At 44.0% G+C, this 15,242-nt stretch carries 18 protein-coding genes and 1 pseudogene; 14 read left to right on the top strand and 5 right to left on the bottom strand.

The window, feature by feature from the left end:
* Nucleotides 1-103 precede the first annotated feature (103 nt).
* The gene (locus tag L3V36_RS07625) at nucleotides 104-424 is read right to left on the bottom strand and encodes a hypothetical protein (RefSeq protein ID WP_017082146.1); all 321 of its coding nucleotides are present in this window, start codon (nucleotides 422-424) and stop codon (nucleotides 104-106) included.
* A 398-nt stretch (nucleotides 425-822) separates the two neighbouring features.
* Here L3V36_RS07625 and L3V36_RS07620 point away from each other — a divergent pair, with 398 nt between their 5' ends.
* The 9 genes from L3V36_RS07620 (at nucleotide 823) to L3V36_RS07580 (ending at nucleotide 7,580) form a co-directional block, all read left to right on the top strand.
* Nucleotides 823-1,452 carry a PepSY-associated TM helix domain-containing protein gene (locus tag L3V36_RS07620; RefSeq protein WP_102447424.1) on the top strand — a complete coding sequence of 210 codons (630 nt, stop codon included), beginning with the start codon at nucleotides 823-825 and terminating at the stop codon, nucleotides 1,450-1,452.
* A 97-nt stretch (nucleotides 1,453-1,549) separates the two neighbouring features.
* Entirely contained in the window at nucleotides 1,550-2,068 is a 519-nt protein-coding gene (locus L3V36_RS07615; protein WP_102447423.1) for a DUF2271 domain-containing protein, read from the top strand.
* A 100-nt stretch (nucleotides 2,069-2,168) separates the two neighbouring features.
* Nucleotides 2,169-3,005, top strand: a complete 837-nt coding sequence (locus tag L3V36_RS07610; RefSeq protein WP_017095754.1) for a DUF4198 domain-containing protein — start codon at nucleotides 2,169-2,171, stop codon at nucleotides 3,003-3,005.
* A gap of 115 nt (nucleotides 3,006-3,120) precedes the next feature.
* Nucleotides 3,121-3,456 carry a hypothetical protein gene (locus L3V36_RS07605; protein ID WP_017079279.1) on the top strand — a complete coding sequence of 112 codons (336 nt, stop codon included), beginning with the start codon at nucleotides 3,121-3,123 and terminating at the stop codon, nucleotides 3,454-3,456.
* Nucleotides 3,453-4,064 carry a hypothetical protein gene (locus tag L3V36_RS07600; protein WP_102482662.1) on the top strand — a complete coding sequence of 204 codons (612 nt, stop codon included), beginning with the start codon at nucleotides 3,453-3,455 and terminating at the stop codon, nucleotides 4,062-4,064. Before L3V36_RS07605 ends, L3V36_RS07600 begins: the two co-directional genes overlap by 4 nt.
* Before the next feature lie 45 nt (nucleotides 4,065-4,109).
* Nucleotides 4,110-5,045, top strand: a complete 936-nt coding sequence (locus L3V36_RS07595; protein WP_029222654.1) for a zinc ABC transporter substrate-binding protein — start codon at nucleotides 4,110-4,112, stop codon at nucleotides 5,043-5,045.
* Nucleotides 5,045-5,779 carry a metal ABC transporter ATP-binding protein gene (locus tag L3V36_RS07590; protein WP_102447420.1) on the top strand — a complete coding sequence of 245 codons (735 nt, stop codon included), beginning with the start codon at nucleotides 5,045-5,047 and terminating at the stop codon, nucleotides 5,777-5,779. Before L3V36_RS07595 ends, L3V36_RS07590 begins: the two co-directional genes overlap by 1 nt.
* The gene (locus tag L3V36_RS07585) at nucleotides 5,779-6,654 is read left to right on the top strand and encodes a metal ABC transporter permease (RefSeq protein ID WP_004731167.1); all 876 of its coding nucleotides are present in this window, start codon (nucleotides 5,779-5,781) and stop codon (nucleotides 6,652-6,654) included. The genes L3V36_RS07590 and L3V36_RS07585 overlap by 1 nt, the downstream gene beginning before the upstream one ends.
* Before the next feature lie 2 nt (nucleotides 6,655-6,656).
* Nucleotides 6,657-7,580 carry an ABC transporter substrate-binding protein gene (locus tag L3V36_RS07580; RefSeq protein ID WP_151408484.1) on the top strand — a complete coding sequence of 308 codons (924 nt, stop codon included), beginning with the start codon at nucleotides 6,657-6,659 and terminating at the stop codon, nucleotides 7,578-7,580.
* Nucleotides 7,581-7,746: 166 nt separating this feature from the next.
* Here L3V36_RS07580 and L3V36_RS07575 read toward each other — a convergent pair whose 3' ends face one another.
* Nucleotides 7,747-7,977, bottom strand: coding sequence for a DUF2986 domain-containing protein (locus L3V36_RS07575; RefSeq protein ID WP_208775629.1), 231 nt, complete (start codon nucleotides 7,975-7,977; stop codon nucleotides 7,747-7,749).
* 97 nt (nucleotides 7,978-8,074) lie between these two features.
* On the opposite strand from L3V36_RS07575, the gene L3V36_RS07570 reads away from it, so the two are divergent.
* Both L3V36_RS07570 and L3V36_RS07565 read left to right on the top strand, forming a co-directional pair.
* On the top strand, nucleotides 8,075-8,590 hold the full coding sequence (locus tag L3V36_RS07570; RefSeq protein ID WP_017095748.1) for a GNAT family N-acetyltransferase: 516 nt from the start codon (nucleotides 8,075-8,077) through the stop codon (nucleotides 8,588-8,590).
* Between the two features lie 2 nt (nucleotides 8,591-8,592).
* Nucleotides 8,593-8,988 carry a nitrous oxide-stimulated promoter family protein gene (locus L3V36_RS07565; protein ID WP_017095747.1) on the top strand — a complete coding sequence of 132 codons (396 nt, stop codon included), beginning with the start codon at nucleotides 8,593-8,595 and terminating at the stop codon, nucleotides 8,986-8,988.
* Between the two features lie 155 nt (nucleotides 8,989-9,143).
* Here the strand turns inward: L3V36_RS07565 and L3V36_RS07560 are convergent, their stop codons facing one another.
* Entirely contained in the window at nucleotides 9,144-10,541 is a 1,398-nt protein-coding gene (locus L3V36_RS07560) for an MATE family efflux transporter (protein WP_108189738.1), read from the bottom strand.
* 50 nt (nucleotides 10,542-10,591) lie between these two features.
* Between L3V36_RS07560 and L3V36_RS07555 the strand changes: the two are divergent.
* The 3 genes and pseudogenes from L3V36_RS07555 (at nucleotide 10,592) to L3V36_RS07545 (ending at nucleotide 12,474) form a co-directional block, all read left to right on the top strand.
* Nucleotides 10,592-11,485: pseudogene (locus L3V36_RS07555) on the top strand (AraC family transcriptional regulator).
* Nucleotides 11,486-11,614: 129 nt separating this feature from the next.
* The gene (locus L3V36_RS07550; protein WP_029406053.1) at nucleotides 11,615-11,962 is read left to right on the top strand and encodes a winged helix-turn-helix domain-containing protein; all 348 of its coding nucleotides are present in this window, start codon (nucleotides 11,615-11,617) and stop codon (nucleotides 11,960-11,962) included.
* Nucleotides 11,963-12,138: 176 nt separating this feature from the next.
* Nucleotides 12,139-12,474 carry a winged helix-turn-helix domain-containing protein gene (locus L3V36_RS07545; RefSeq protein WP_017079269.1) on the top strand — a complete coding sequence of 112 codons (336 nt, stop codon included), beginning with the start codon at nucleotides 12,139-12,141 and terminating at the stop codon, nucleotides 12,472-12,474.
* 164 nt (nucleotides 12,475-12,638) lie between these two features.
* Here L3V36_RS07545 and L3V36_RS07540 read toward each other — a convergent pair whose 3' ends face one another.
* Nucleotides 12,639-13,790, bottom strand: a complete 1,152-nt coding sequence (locus L3V36_RS07540; protein ID WP_017079268.1) for an MFS transporter — start codon at nucleotides 13,788-13,790, stop codon at nucleotides 12,639-12,641.
* A 270-nt stretch (nucleotides 13,791-14,060) separates the two neighbouring features.
* Nucleotides 14,061-15,086: an AraC family transcriptional regulator gene (locus L3V36_RS07535; RefSeq protein ID WP_208775630.1), complete on the bottom strand. Its 1,026-nt coding sequence runs from the start codon at nucleotides 15,084-15,086 to the stop codon at nucleotides 14,061-14,063.
* Nucleotides 15,087-15,242 lie beyond the last annotated feature (156 nt).

The raw sequence follows: 15,242 nt of genomic DNA, 5'->3' as shown, positions 1-15,242 counted from the left end.
ATTTGATCGTTCAAATGACACCCTTTTTTATATATTGAATAAAATTGAGCCTTAGTGTTTCATTAGGCCTTGGTGTTTGATCGAGGTATGAGCAAAGGCAAAGTTAAGGGCTACACATCTCGCCACTGTGCGATCCCGCGATGATCATTCCGTTTTGGTCAGCAACCCAGTTGATAGTGCAGTCACGATAGGGGTTTTTGAAAGCATGTTGTGTTTCGCCATTCTCGAGTGGGGTTTGAGTTTCTACCCAAGCAAACGTGCGCGACTCCCAAAATGAAACAGCTTGAGAGTGAGGCGTTAAATACAACTTTTGGGCGTCGGCAATATTGGAGCCGATATAACTCTCGATATGTTCGTCAGTGCCGATAATCTGGCTAGTACAAGCCGTTACCAACAGGGTAAAAGCTAAAATAATAATACGCATTTCAAAATCCTTTTAAACATGTATCGCCATGCTCGTTTTATAGACAATAAGCTTAAACTACTCTTGAACAGATCGTGATGTTAATGATCTTGATAGTGATCTCAGTTCTAAATACTTCCAGCTTTCCTTTCTTAAATGCACGGTGTATCCACCTATTGCTTTCTATCGATGATCTTTGGGTTGAATCACATTGACGTTTGAAACTGTTATTACCGCCAGCTCTAAACGTTAACAAGATTTACATGTTAACAGAGTAGATAAGCAGTTCGATTACTTCCCTTGTAATGTTATGTAAATTTGCTTACGCCGCTCGGCAAACGTAAACAATGTAAATTGAATGCCAATACGAATGATTATCAACTAAATTGACGCCATAAAATTTATAGGTATTGGTTTGTATGTCGTTAAAAAGTAGGGCGGTTCAATCATGGGCTCGTCGACTTCATGTTTATATTTCAATGGCGCTTCTGTTCGTTGTTCTTTTCTTCTCAGTGACAGGTATCACCCTTAATCGACCTGAGTTATTTGAATCAACCCAACCCAATATCCAACGGTCTACGTTAACGCTTCCTACAAGTTTATTTTCAATCCAAGACGGGCGATTAAAAGCCGACGAAACGGCCTTTGAAACATTTCTGCTTGAAGAAGCCAACCTATCTGGCGTTCCTTCAGGTTTAGACATCTACGCCGAGATTGAAGGCGGTGAGTTGCTGATCGGTGAAGTGTCTATGGACTTCAAAGGACCAGGCTACAACGCCTCTGTGTTCGTTGACGTGGCGTCTGAAATGGTGGAAGTCGAAACCACCAATTACGGCGTTATCGCACTTTTGAACGACCTACACAAAGGGCGTAATAGCGGTGAAGTATGGAAGTGGTTCATCGATATCACTGCACTGTTGATGATCTTCTTTGTGCTTACTGGCGTGTGCTTACTGTTACCTAAGAAAAAAACACTCAATACCTCCATTAAATGGACGGTATTTGGGTCTGCAATCTCGCTTGTTATCTATTTTGTCGCCGTACCTTAACCCCTCGTTAGCTTGATGAATTAGGCTGATGAGTCAGTTTAGTGAATCAGCCTGAAGAACGAACAAAAGGTTAAACGGATTTAAAAGGTTGTTAAACATGAAAAAAATGAACTGGAGCAAGGCGCTTCTTGCTTTATCTCTTTTGCCAAGCCTAGGTATGGCACAAGTGATCCCTGATACGGCAAAACTTGATGTGAACTTTAAGCTTCCAAAGATCGATACCTCTATGTACGCGCGTCCTTATGTGGCGGTGTGGGTAGAGAACAGTGAACGAAAATCAGTGAAAACGATTGAGCTGTGGGTCGGTAAAGATGAATGGCTTAAAGACTTACGTAGCTGGTGGAGAAAAGTTGGGCGTTACGATCGTGAATTGGTTGATGCAGTGACTTCTGCAACGCGTCCTGCTGGCCAGTACCGTTTCGTTTGGGATGGTAAGAGCGATGATGGCCAAACTCTAGAGCAAGGCGAATACACGGTTCATATCGAGGTTGTGCGTGAACACGGCGGCCGTAATTACCTTCGTCAAAAAGTATCGCTAACGGATGTAAATGCTTCTTATGAGCTAAAGGCGACAGAAGAGACGGGTGAAATCACTCTGAACTACATCGCTAAATAGTAAGTGCGAATAGCAAAAGCAAACTGAACAGAATAGACAGTCGTCATCGTAGGCTCAGATAGAGCGACACGGCTAACAATTATAAATAATGGAATTTAACATGATGAAACAGACAAAAATTAAGGCACTTGCACTAGCGGGTGTGATGGCATTCGGCCTAGCAGCGACGACAACGGCACAAGCTCACCCACGCTGGATTTTGCCATCACACTTTACCGTATCGAAAGAAGGCGGCGATTGGCTAACGTTCGACGTGACTGCATCTCACGGTACGTTCGTTTTCGATAAGCCAGCAGGCAGTGAAAACGCTCATATCATCATGCCTGATGGCCGTAGCGAACGTCCTAACTTTGTTGTTCGCGGCAAACGTCGTTCTATTTTTGATTTCTACTTCGAAGAAGAAGGTACGCACAAAGTTGCAATCAACAATGAGCCTTCTTACTACACGCAATACAAAGCGGGTCGTCGTGACACAGTGAAATGGATCAAAGCAAACAAAGCGGAACGTGATTCAGTTCTTCCAGAAAAATCGCGTGACGTGGTAACACAAATTAGTTTCACCCGTGCAGAAAGCTACATCACAGTGGGTAAGCCATCGGATTCAGTCTTCAAAATTGAAGGCAAGCTACTTGAAATGAAGCCAGTAACGCACCCTTCAGACATCATTGAAGGTGAACCAGTAACGTTCCAATTCTTCTACAACGGTGAAATTCAAAAAGACGTGAAAGCGGAAATCACTCGTGAAGGCACGCTTTACCGCAACCACCAAGAACAGATTGATGTAGTGAGTGATGAGAACGGCGAAATCACGTTCACTCCAGACGTGGCTGGTCGTTACGTAATGAAAGCGAACTACAAAGGTGAGTTGATTGACAACCCACTGGCAGACAAAGCAAGCGCGAACGTTCACCTAACGTTCGAAGCACTGCTTCAATAATTGTGATATCGGGGCTAGATCCCTGATTAAACGACCAAAAAACTTAAGGGCTCATTTGAGCCCTTTATCGCTCAGTTTACTTCTGAGAATTTGCACTGTGGCTAGGGTACGAACCATGACAATAAAAACAAAACTAAAATCGATAATCACTCCATGCTTGGCTTTGGGACTTGGTTTCGCTGCATTACCTGCGCAAGCACACTTTCCCCTGATGAGTTGCTGGTTTGAAGGCAAAACCGTTGCTTGCGAAGCGGGCTATTCAGACGGTAGTAAAGCGATTGATTACGCGGTTGAGATGTACGACTACGAAGATAATTTGATTGCAAAAGAGATGACGGATAAGCGCTCTATCGTTGAGTTTCCAAACCCTGACACTGAGTTCTACCTTGTGTTTGATTCTGGCCACGAGTTTCCTGTTGAAGTAGACGTTGTTGAGATCAGCGAGAAATGATGATTCAAGGTGTACGTGCTGACACGGGCGGCAGAGAAGGTAAATGGGTAGGGCTGATCATTGTGTTCATTCTGAGCTTTGCCACGGTTGCTATCCCATTTCATCAAGCAGAATCGCATATCAAAGCGGTACTTGATCATCAAATCTTAGTGACCGATGTCGAGCAAGAAAACTTGGCGATGTTATCAGAGCTACGTTTAGCGCATGAAGAGATTCGTGACCTGCGTATGGACTCAGACGGCGAATGGCCAAGTGTTGCGTCACTTAAAGATGAATGGGTCGCGCCATTTGTAGAAGACCAGAGTTGGAAGCGCAAAGGTTCTCATACTTGGTTATTGGACGAGCGTGGTTATTACTTTTCTACACCAAGTGAACAAGCTACATCAAGTGAAGATACTGCACCAAGTGAACAAGCTACGCCAACCGAACACGGCTTCGCTGACTCCTTTATTTTGAACGCCAACAGTGTCTCTCCTGAAATCTGGATTTTCTTTGGTGGCGTAGCAAGTCAACCGACTAATTTTGATGAGAACACACTGGAATCTGATGGCTGGAAAATGGTCGTCAATGAATCAGAAGTTGACCTGCATGATGCTTCTTCTCATTAAACAATCCGGCTTATAAAAATGCTCACTAATAATAAGAGAATTACTATGCGAATTATGACTCTATTGATGTCGTTATTGGCGGTGTTAATGACACCCAATGCATTGGCAAAAGAATATAAGATCGATAGCGACAAGCTAACGATTGGTATAACCCTTCAGCCTTACTACAGCTATGTAAAAGCGGTGGTGGGTGACAAAGTGAACATTCTTCCATTAGTTGATGCTGGGTTTAATCCGCATAACTACTTACCACAACCGAATGATTTGAAGCGATTGAGCCAAATGGATGCAATCGTGGTAAACGGTATTGGTCACGATGACTTCGCGCTTAAAGTGATTTCAGCCGCGCAACGTGATGACTTAGTGGTTATCGAAGCAAACAAAGAAGTGCCTCTACTTCCCGCATTAGGCCAGTCTGTTGGCCAAGGCGCGGTGAATCCACACACGTTTGTTGGCCTTTCTACAACGATTCAAAAGGTTTACACCATCGCGAGCGAAGTCTCTAAGCTCGACCCAGACAACGCTACGTTTTATCGCAAGAACGCACGTAAATACGCCAAGCAATTTCGTTTTATGAAGCGTGATGCGATGTTGTCATTAGGTGAACTCGATACTTCAGGCATGAAAGTAGCGACCACGCACAATGCTTATGGGTACATTCTGCAAGAGTTTGGTGTTGATGTCGCCGCGGTGATTGAGCCAGCACACGGTGTTGAGCCAAGTGCGAGCCAGCTACAAGATACGATCGAAAAGATCCGCGCTTCGGGCATTGATGTTCTGTTCTATGAGCTCAACATGCCAAACCGCTTTGTTGACACCATTGAAGCGGAAACAGGTGTTCAGCTTTACCGTTTTTCTCACATGACGCACGGCGAATATGAAGACGACAAAGTCGAAGTTGAGATGAAGAAGAACCTCGAGACGTTAATCGAAGCCATGAAATTTGCTGCGGCTAACCAAGCGAAGAGCGGGAACGCATAATGTTAGGTCCATCAATTTCAATTAATCAGCTCGGTCTGCAATACGACAATAACGTCATACTTGACGATATCTCATTAGAACTTAAAGCGGGTCAGTGCCATGTGATCATGGGGCCAAACGGCGGTGGCAAAACCTCTTTGCTGCGATCTGTTCTTGGTTTGACGCCTTTCTCTGGGCAAATCAATATTCATTGGCCAGAAAAGCCAAGTATTGGTTACGTTCCTCAAAAAGCGACCTTCGAATCGAGCTTGCCTTTGACGGTCATGGATTTCGTGTTGCTTAACCAAACTCGAATTCCGCTATTTTGGCGTCGTAAGTCCAAGCAATTGGATCTTGCATTAGCACAATTGGATCGCGTCGGTATGGCGACACGTAGCGATCGCCGAATGGGACAGTTGTCGGGTGGTGAACAACAACGTGTGTTGTTTGCTCAAGCGCTATTGGATAACCCAAGTTTGTTGGTGTTGGACGAACCAACGACCGGTATGGACGAGCAGGGCGTTCGTTATCTTGAATCTTTAATCCATGAATGTGTTGATGAAGGCCGTACGATTCTTGCCGTTCACCATGATGTAACCGCAGTGCGTCGCCTAGAGGCTAATGTACATGTTGTGAATCGATTCTTGGTGGATAGTGGTCCACATGAACAGGTACTACACCCAAGTAAGATTGAAAGCTTGTTCCAGCACTACAGCAGTGGCGTAGCTATCGTTAAATCGAAGGAGGTTGCGTAATGGATTGGTTACGACAACTTGCCATAAGTGGCGTTGAAGCGGGTTGGTTATCAGACAGCTTCATGTACGCGTTCATGGTGAATGCCTTGGTTGCGGCGTTATTACTCGGCCCGTTATTAGGTGGTCTTGGTACTTTGGTGATTGCAAAGCGTCTGGCTTTCTTCTCTGAAGCGGTAGGTCACGCCGCATTAACCGGTATTGCTATCGGTGTTTTGCTTGGTGAGCCACCAGAAAACCCAATTATTGGTCTGTTTAGTTTCTGTATGATCTTTGCTTTGCTTCTTCATTTTGTAAGAAACAGAACCAATGTGCCATACGATACTTTAGTCGGCGTTTTCCTTGCGCTCGCTTTAGCGGTCGGCGCGGCATTGTTGATGTACGTGGCGCGTAAGATCAACATTCACATGCTTGAAAACGTGCTGTTTGGCTCGATTCTCACGGTAACAGATCAAGACTTAGCAATCCTCGCAGGCAGCTGCGCACTCATCATTTTGCTCTTGATACCGACGTTCAACCGTATTCTTCTCACTTGTATTAGCCCTGATATTGCCAAGGTTCGTGGCTATAACACCAGCTTTTATGACTACTTGTTTGTCATGATGATCACCTTAGTGACGATTGCAGCAGTGAAGATCGTGGGGGCGGTTCTTGTTGGGGCATTGTTGCTCATCCCTGGCGCGACGGCTCGATTGTTGACTAAACGCATGGGCAGCTTTGTTTTGCTTTCTGCGTTGCTGGCAACCATCGCGTGTTTGGTCGGAACAGTATTGCCTATGGAGCTAAAACTGCCAGTGCCATCAGGCGCTTCAATCATCATCGTTTCTGCGACCTTTTTCCTAGCGGCGACGCTATACCGAATTATAAGAAAGGCATAACCATGACTTCTTTAATGAATCGTATCTCAATCTCAGTGAAAACAGCGTCTCAAGTGAGTGCACTTAGTAGTCTGTTGTTGGTTGGCTCAATGGTGTCTCTCAATGTTAATGCTGAAGATATCCTAACCAGTACGCCGGTGACCTACGCGTTGGCGACTGAGCTGACCAAAGGCACAGACATTACGACTGAATACCTACCACCAAAACGCTACGGTATTGATCGCTTGCCTAATTGGTTTGGCACTAAGGGCGCAAGTAAGGTGCTTAAGTCAGGTGAAAAGGCGACTGTTGCACTAACGCTGTCATCGATCTGGCAAGCTGATCCTACATTTGTATACGCAAGACAAGGCAACATCCGTTTGGTTGAGGTTGATGCTGCTCAAGCGATTACACCGCGTGCGCAAGGTGTCGCTGCGCTGACGTTATCAAATGGTGAAGTGTCTAAATACGCGTGGTTAAACCCAACCAATCTAACGCGTATGGCGGCAATTGTGGCTGATGACTTTAAGTTGTTGTGGCCGGCGCAAGCTGAGACCATTGATAGCAACCTACAACGCGTGATGCTTGATGTTCGTGAACTGATTAACAAGCAACAAGCGGTGTTATTGGATAACGACGTAGATTCAGTATTGTTGCTTTCAGAAAGCTTGGAAGATTTTGCTTCTGGTAGCCAACTTTTTGTTGAAGAGCGCATGTTCAAAGCTGAACTGGAATGGACAGAGCAAGACAAAGCGAAACTCAAAGCCATGTTTTCAGAAGACGATGCACTCTGGTTAGTCACAGCGAAAAAGCCAACGACGTTGATTAAGTCACTGGTACCGAATGAGCGAATTCTTGTTGTTGATTCCGTAGACCGTTGGGGAAGAGCAGGGATTAATGCAAAAGCGCCATTTGCTCGCTGGGAAGTTGAGCCTTTCAAAGGTTAAGTGGCTAAAATAAGTTAGCTAATAAACCGTTAGCTAATAAACAGCTCGTTCAAAAACACGATCAAAAAAGCAGCCCAAATAGAGGCTGCTTTTTTTGTTCTTGTCCGTTGGCTCTAGTCTGAGTTTTGGTTCAGAGTGCTGGGCAAGAGTACTGCGAGTTTAAAACTTACTCTGCAGCTTTTGTCTCTTTAGTTTCGATACCAGCTTCTTCCGATTCAACAGAAGCTTCAACTGTGCCTTCAGCTTGCTCTTGAGCGGCTTTCGCTAGCTCTTCAGCTTCCATTTTTGCGCGGTCAGCTTTAGAAATATAGCGAGGCTTGTTGCTACCATGCAGTTTAGACGTCGCCTGTTTCTGTCTTTTCTTTAGAATTTGATTGATTTTTTTCTTACGGTTCATTGCTGCATAGCCTTGTATTTAGTTTATGCGGTGGAGGATAATCATTTTAGATCTAGAACTCAATATTTACATGCTATCCAGCAAGGAAAATATCACTATGCAGGCAGTCGAAACCGCACGCTTACGATTAAGAATGATCGCACCTCAAGATGCGGCGTTTATTCAGCGATTATATAGCTCAGAAGATTTCTTACGTTACATCGGAGACAAGGAAATTACAGATACTGGCAAGGCTGTTGAATACATCGAAAACAACATTCTTAAGATGTATAGAGAGAAGGGGGTGTGTTTACTGATGGTCGAGATTAAAGAGTCTTCAACGCCAATCGGTGTCTGTGGTTTGATTAAAAGAGACACACTAGAGGCGTATGATATTGGTTATGGTTTTGTACCTGCAGTATATGGGCAAGGTTATGCAAAGGAAGCGGCACAAGCGATAATTGAACAAGCTCAACATAATGCTGATATCGATCATTTAGTTGCCATCACGACCTCTGATAATATTCGAAGCATCGCACTGCTGACTAAGTTGGGTTTTGTGTTTGAGCGAGTTGAAGAGGCGATCAATGAAAGCGTCAATCTCAACCTGTACGGTCTATCACTGGGTAATTAATCATGTTTCAGCATAACAACATTCTGCAAGGCGAACTCGCAACCGAGTACAAAACTGTTATTGCTATGGTGCACATCTATTGTAAAGATCATCACGGTGCTGTTCGTTTGGGCAACGCGTTATGTGAAGAGTGCGAGCAACTGTTGCGTTATGCCGAAACACGACTTGATCGCTGTCCTTATGGCGAGGCGAAGCCAACCTGCAATAAGTGTCCAATTCATTGCTATAAGCCTGATCCTAAAGAGCAGATGCGTTTAGTGATGCGATATGCTGGTCCAAGAATGCTACTCAAGCATCCGATTTTAGCGATACGACATTTGATACATGAGAAGCGGAAAGTGCCAGAGAAGCCATTGCCGAATGTGTCGAACCGCCATATCCGAATGAATAAGAAGTAACACATCGTTTACTGTGTGAAAGTATGTGTAATGTGAAAGTAATCGAAACAAAAAAGGTCTGATTATTCAGACCTTTTTGATGTAGATACACTTCTATCTAAGCTGGAATGCAGTTAGGTAGCTAGGTTAGTCAGGTAGACAGCTAGACCGGTAACTTATGCCGCTTGAGGCTCGTCGTAGGTCACTGTGAGGTTGTTGATCCAGCGTCGGCTCAAGTATCGGTGCGAGCATATAGCTAACTTCACCACTTCTTCTACCAACATCAGACCATAGATGTATTTGAAATCCCATCCAGCGACAAACGCACCGTAAACACATACTGGAATACCCACCATCCACATCGCGATGAAATCCATTCGCAGGCAAAAAGCGTTATCACCACCAGCGCGAATAATACCGTTAATGATCACCATGTTGAGCATACGAATGACTACTGCAAAACACATAATAGTCATTGCAGGTGCAGCGAGTGGGTACAATGCATCGGTAGAAAGGTTTAGCCATGATAGAACATGTTCTTTACCCATAAACAGTAGCAACCCAACGACCGCGCCAAAACCAACGACGGCTTTAATGAATGTTAGACCCATGCTCATCGCGTCATCAAATTCATCACGGCCTAATGAATGGCCTAACAAAACAGAACACGCCACTGAGATACCAAAGAAGATCGAGTAACACAGCGATTCAAATGGTGCGAGCATCGAGAACACTGCAAGCTCAGTCGTGCCCATGTGACCGAAAATCATTTGATATGCCATGGTGCCCATTGCCCATAACACAGCATTCATCGTCAACGGCAAAGCAATGCGACGGTAAGACAACCACAATGACGGGCGATGTGGTGAACTCGGCGTCGTTAATAGCCAATGTTTACGCATACGCATGTAGCTAAACATTAAGCCCACTTGAATCAATCGCGCTAAGGTTGTTGCCAATGCCGCACCTGCTACGCCCATTGCTGGAATGCCGAAAGCACCTTTAATAAGAATGAAGTTAAGCGCTATGTTGAGTGCGATGGTAACGCCGCCTAATAATAGCGGAGTTACGGTGTCACCTGACGAGCGCATGCTTGCTTCTACCACGACAACAATGTGAGTCAGAAGTAGAACAGGGAAGCCATACCATAGGTAAGTCGCGCCAAGTTCAATCACGGTTTGATCGCTGGTTTGCAACATCATTAAAAACTGAGAACCAAGAGTGATGATTGCAGTAACAGGCAACAGAACTTTTAAGCCAAATATCATCGCAATCGAGGATACTGTTCGTGCGCTTTTTCGGTCATTCTTTCCCCAGTATTGAGCGACTAATGTGCCGTTTGCTGAGGCCAACCCTGCCATAATCATAATAGCAACGAAGTGCCATTTTGACGCAATTCCCACAGCTGCAGCTGCTTCCATACCATAATCACTGACCATTAATACGTCAGCAAGGGCAAGAATAGCGACAAGCGCACTTTGCAAAGCAACAGGTAAACCAAGTTTAACGATACGAGGTAAGATGCTCTCTGGCTTGTTATTCATAGATGAGTTAGGGTTGATGTTAGTTGTCATAAGCTCTCCGATTTATGGCAGAACTATAGTGTTTTGAGCGAAGTAACAACATGTTTAAAAAACAACAAAACCTGTGCGAATCCGTCATTGAATCAATGAAGCCAAAATCCACTTGGCACGATGACGTTTTTCTTGCCGAACAGTGCAAAGAACGTTTTTTGACCGTTGAAGATATCCCAGAGATGAAAAGCTTTGGTGTCTATATGGGCGGTATGGCAAAGCTATACGATGGTTATTGGGTTTAGCGAGAATCCGTCAATATTCATACGTTGATTTTTACTCAAGAAGGGGGTGGAATTCTAACCACTTCAACCTCGGTACAAGCGATTACGCCTTATACGCTGGTGGTTCTTCCTGCCGAAACCCCATTTCGTTTTGAACTCGATCCTCAATATAATTATTGGAAAATGGCGTGGATGCTGACGCCTGATACGCAGCAATGGCAGCACATAGCAAGTTTAGGTCAGGGGATAGTGCCGTTCGGAGAGTGTGAGCAGATCTGGTCATTAATGAACTTGGTTTACTTTGAGATAGGCGGTAGAGCCAGTTACCGTAAGTTGCTTTTGAGTGAAATCATCCGAACGTTGACGGGGTTTGAACCCAAATCGACCAGCACCACCGCACGTGTTCAAGCGCTCTATAACGAGATTGAAAGCAGTCTGCACCAGCCATGGACAGTGGCAGGGATGGCCGAAAGGGTGTTCATCAGTGAAGAGCAGCTAAATAGAGTCACCAAGACGCTATTCAACCTCTCACCACGCAGTAAATTGATTCAATTACGCATGGATAAAGCCACCAGTTTGCTGAAATATCAAGATTGGTCAGTCTCTATGATTGCTAATCGATTGGGCTACAAAGATCCTTATAACTTTTCACATCGTTTCAAAAAGCATTTTGGTCTGTCACCCAGCCAGTATCGAAAAAGCCATCGACTTCTTGGTTAGCCTTGCTTATTTCCTCGATCAATTACGCAAGATCAAGCTTTGCAGTAATATTACTGTATTGAGCTATCTATCAATTTAGTATTTTTGCTCTATTCGATAGTATTGGAAATATCTCAGAGACGACTGCTTATGCAACACGAGGAATTAATGCACCAAGTTATCAGTGAGACGGATGATTTAGCTCTTCCGTCGAAGCTCATTTTAAACAATAAAGAGTTTCAATCAGGCACTAAAATCGTACGCAAGCAGGGTTGTGGTTCAATAATAGGAACGCTTGCTGAGCCTCATCGTAAAGTACTTTTCTATCTTTACTTGAACAGAGGCCAAGTGGTGAGCAAGCAAATTTTGAAGCGTGTAGGCTGGGCAGGTAAAACGGTGACATCTGCATCTGTGTTGGTTGCTATTTACGAGATAAGGAGGATTCTTGACTGCCGTTGTATACAAACTGTTTCCAACGAAGGGTATGTCATGGAGTAATAAATAATCTTCTATTGATATCCTGTTAATATATTAATAATAAAAATTTAATCTCTTTACCGTACGAGTTCCATTGATTATCGTCAATTCTAAAACGTCCACTTATAAGCGACGTTATATAAATATGAATGAATCTGACTTTGTCGCTGGCTATATAGTAAGGGAATGATATAAAAATGGACTCTTATCCTGCAATAGAAACGAACCACTCTGAAAACAACGTAGTACTTGAACTAAACGGTAAAATTGTTGAACTCAACACCAAACTCATTCGCAATGTTGAAAATGGTTACGTACTGGCTACCATGCCTTTAGCGTACCGAAAGATCATTTTATTTATGAATCGACATCGAGGTGAATTGTTCAGTGTTGGCCAATTAAAGAAGATTGGCTGGGAAAGTGAGAAAGTGACCAACTCATCTGTGATTGTTGCGATATCTGAAATAAGATCACTATTCGGAGACGGATTAATCATCACGATTACTGGTGAAGGTTACGTATTTCAACCTTAACCATTTGAAATAATAGATTTTATTGCTATTTGTTATTGCTATTTGTTATTGGTTTTTTGTCGCTCTTTCCTCCAGACGACATAAAACAAAAAGGGCTCTTAATTTAGACGGGAAGTCATAACTAAGAGCCCTAGTGATACCGTTCTTGTGCCTGCCTATTTGATTTACTCGCCTGCAATCTGTAGAGGAGAACGCTTTAGGCTAGCAATTAGCATGTAGATGGTTGTAGCGAGTAGAGACGCGAACAGGTAAGTGAATAATCCTGCTTGTGAATCCATAAAGCTATCCGCAACCAATGGCCCTGCTACAGAGCCGATGCTGTAACACAACAACATAACTTGAGTCACTGAAACTAAGTAGCTCGGGTCTAAATTGCGACAACCCAAGTTAATCGCAATTGGGTAAAGTGCAAATGTCGCCATACCTAACACAAACAAGCTCATACCAAGAACGTAAAAATCATGGTTGATAGTGAGCACACCAATGCTTGCAACCCCTAGTAGGCAGAACAGAGCCATTAATAACACTTGTCCTATGTGATGAGATAACCACGTCACCATCGGTTGAACGGCCATACCACCCATAATCACTAACGCCATCAAACCGCCAATGTCTTGGTGTGCGATGTTGCGCTGAGCGAGTTCTACAGGCATCAAGCCATAAATAGACCCAAGTGTTAACCCGGATACAATACAGCCAATCAAAGCGCTGTGGCTTAGCTTACTGATTTGTTTCAGTGATAAAGACTGCGCATCGTGAATTTGTGGTGCTGTTGCTTGTCCGTACATCAATACAATGATTGCTCCAAACAGCAGGGTGAACATTGCAATGAAAGGCACGCCACCTGTAATACCAAGGTATCCGATGCCAAGTTGACCAACGGCCGAACCGCCATATAACGAACACATGTAAACCCCTAAACGTTTCGCACGTTGAGATTCTTCACCGCTCATTAGCCAAGATTCCACAATCACAAAGATCCCAGCGACTGAGACACCCGCGACGAAACGAGCCAACAACCAAACTGATTGATGTGGCGCCAACGGTAATACAAGAATCGTGGCGATAAATACGCTAAGTGCAATGACGAACGCGTCTTTGTGACCAACGCGAGCGATCGCACGCTCAATCAATAACGTACCCGCTAAAAGACCTGCATAAAAGGCACTCGCCAACCAACTCGATAGATTGCTGTCTAAGCCATATTCAGACAGCATTAATGGTAATGAACTCATTAAGTAGCCTGAAGCGATCGCGTAAAAAGACAATGCAATAACAGGAACAGTTATGCGAGTTGTTGGTTGGATGTTGTCCAATGCAGGAGCCTCTAAATAGTAAAAGAAACGATGAATTTTCCGCGACTATGGGGGAGAAACTGAATTGGGTAAAACGAATAAAAATGGTCGTTAAGATAAAAGAAATTTATCGTGTTTGTTGGCTAAAATACCGTTGTGATATTTCATGTTTTCGCGATATTTTCTGCGGTTAAATAGCCGATAAAGCGTTGTTCAAACGACTATTTAATTTGAAAGACGGAGAGAGATTCGTTGTATTCATCAGATTTTAACTTAGGGCGTTTAATCGTGTTAGACCACTTCTTTACGGTATTGCCTTGGAGAGCTTCCGCTCCACTTACGAAAGGCATGCCGAAAGTTCGCACTGTCCGAAAAACCCACTCTATCGGAGATCTCTTCAATACTCATATGCGTCGATGAAAGATAGTGCCTAGAGAGGTGAAATCGCACGTGATCCAATATTTTCTGATAGCTCGTGTCTGCAGCTTTAAGATGTCTACGTAGTGTTCTAGAAGACATTCCTAATTCTGTGGATAGCGCCTCAATGGAAGGGTAACAGCCAGGCCTTTCAATAAACATTTGTGAGATCTTCTCTTTAAGGCTGGTGGGCGCGCTCACTCTAGCCAACATGTCGTCACAAGATTTCAAACACATTTGTAACGTGATTGGGTTAGCCGTTGGTAAAGGTGAATATAGGCGTGTTGCATCGAACTGCCACTCAAGCTGCTCGCAATCAAACTCTACACGGCAACGGAAAATCTCCTGATAGAGATCGCCATAGGAAGGTTTAGGGTAAGGGAAGCGGATCACAAGAGAGGGAAACGGCTGTTGTAGCACTTCTTCACATAAACTTTGAATAGCGGAAAACCAATACTCACAACAGAAAGGCAACAAAGAGTCGAGCTCGATAAGTTGCTCAGCGCGAAAGTATCCGGTTTGATGTTCAACGGACATGGTCTTCTTGAGAACAGGGCCCGCAAGACGAAGATATTTGAAGCCCATTAAAAGAGCGTCTAACAGTGTCTCACTGCTGAACACTGCGTAACCCAACACACCAAAATCACTGAATCGGGCTTCCTGTCCAACTTTTAGTCCTAACCCCTCAACGTTGGAACTCTCAAGCGCGTTACTGAACACCGCTAATTTTTGTGCGAGCGTGATGTGGGTATCTGGCGTATTGAGCTGGAACTCATCGATGTTACTGCCTTTCAATAACGTATCGACCGTCAAGGATGATGAAAAATATCGAGACAATAGCTGAAGATCAAGAATACCAAATGCCTGCATATCCGGTTCGTAAACTGCGGTGTATTCCATAATATGCCTCTTGTTGAGTGTCCTTATTCTATCTTAACCACGAACATCTTTTCGTCGGCTGTGTTGCAATTATGTCCGAATATCACCGTTTTTTGTCTTTTTGCAACCTTTGCAGAATGTTATCAAAATGTTGTAATTTAATAAGCCGTACACGGA

Source organism: Vibrio sp. G-C-1, assembly GCF_021728015.1.
GTDB classification, from domain to species: Bacteria; Pseudomonadota; Gammaproteobacteria; order Enterobacterales; family Vibrionaceae; genus Vibrio; species Vibrio splendidus.
The sequence above is the reverse complement of the archived record's forward strand: the minus strand, read 5'-3'. Positions and strand labels throughout refer to the sequence as shown.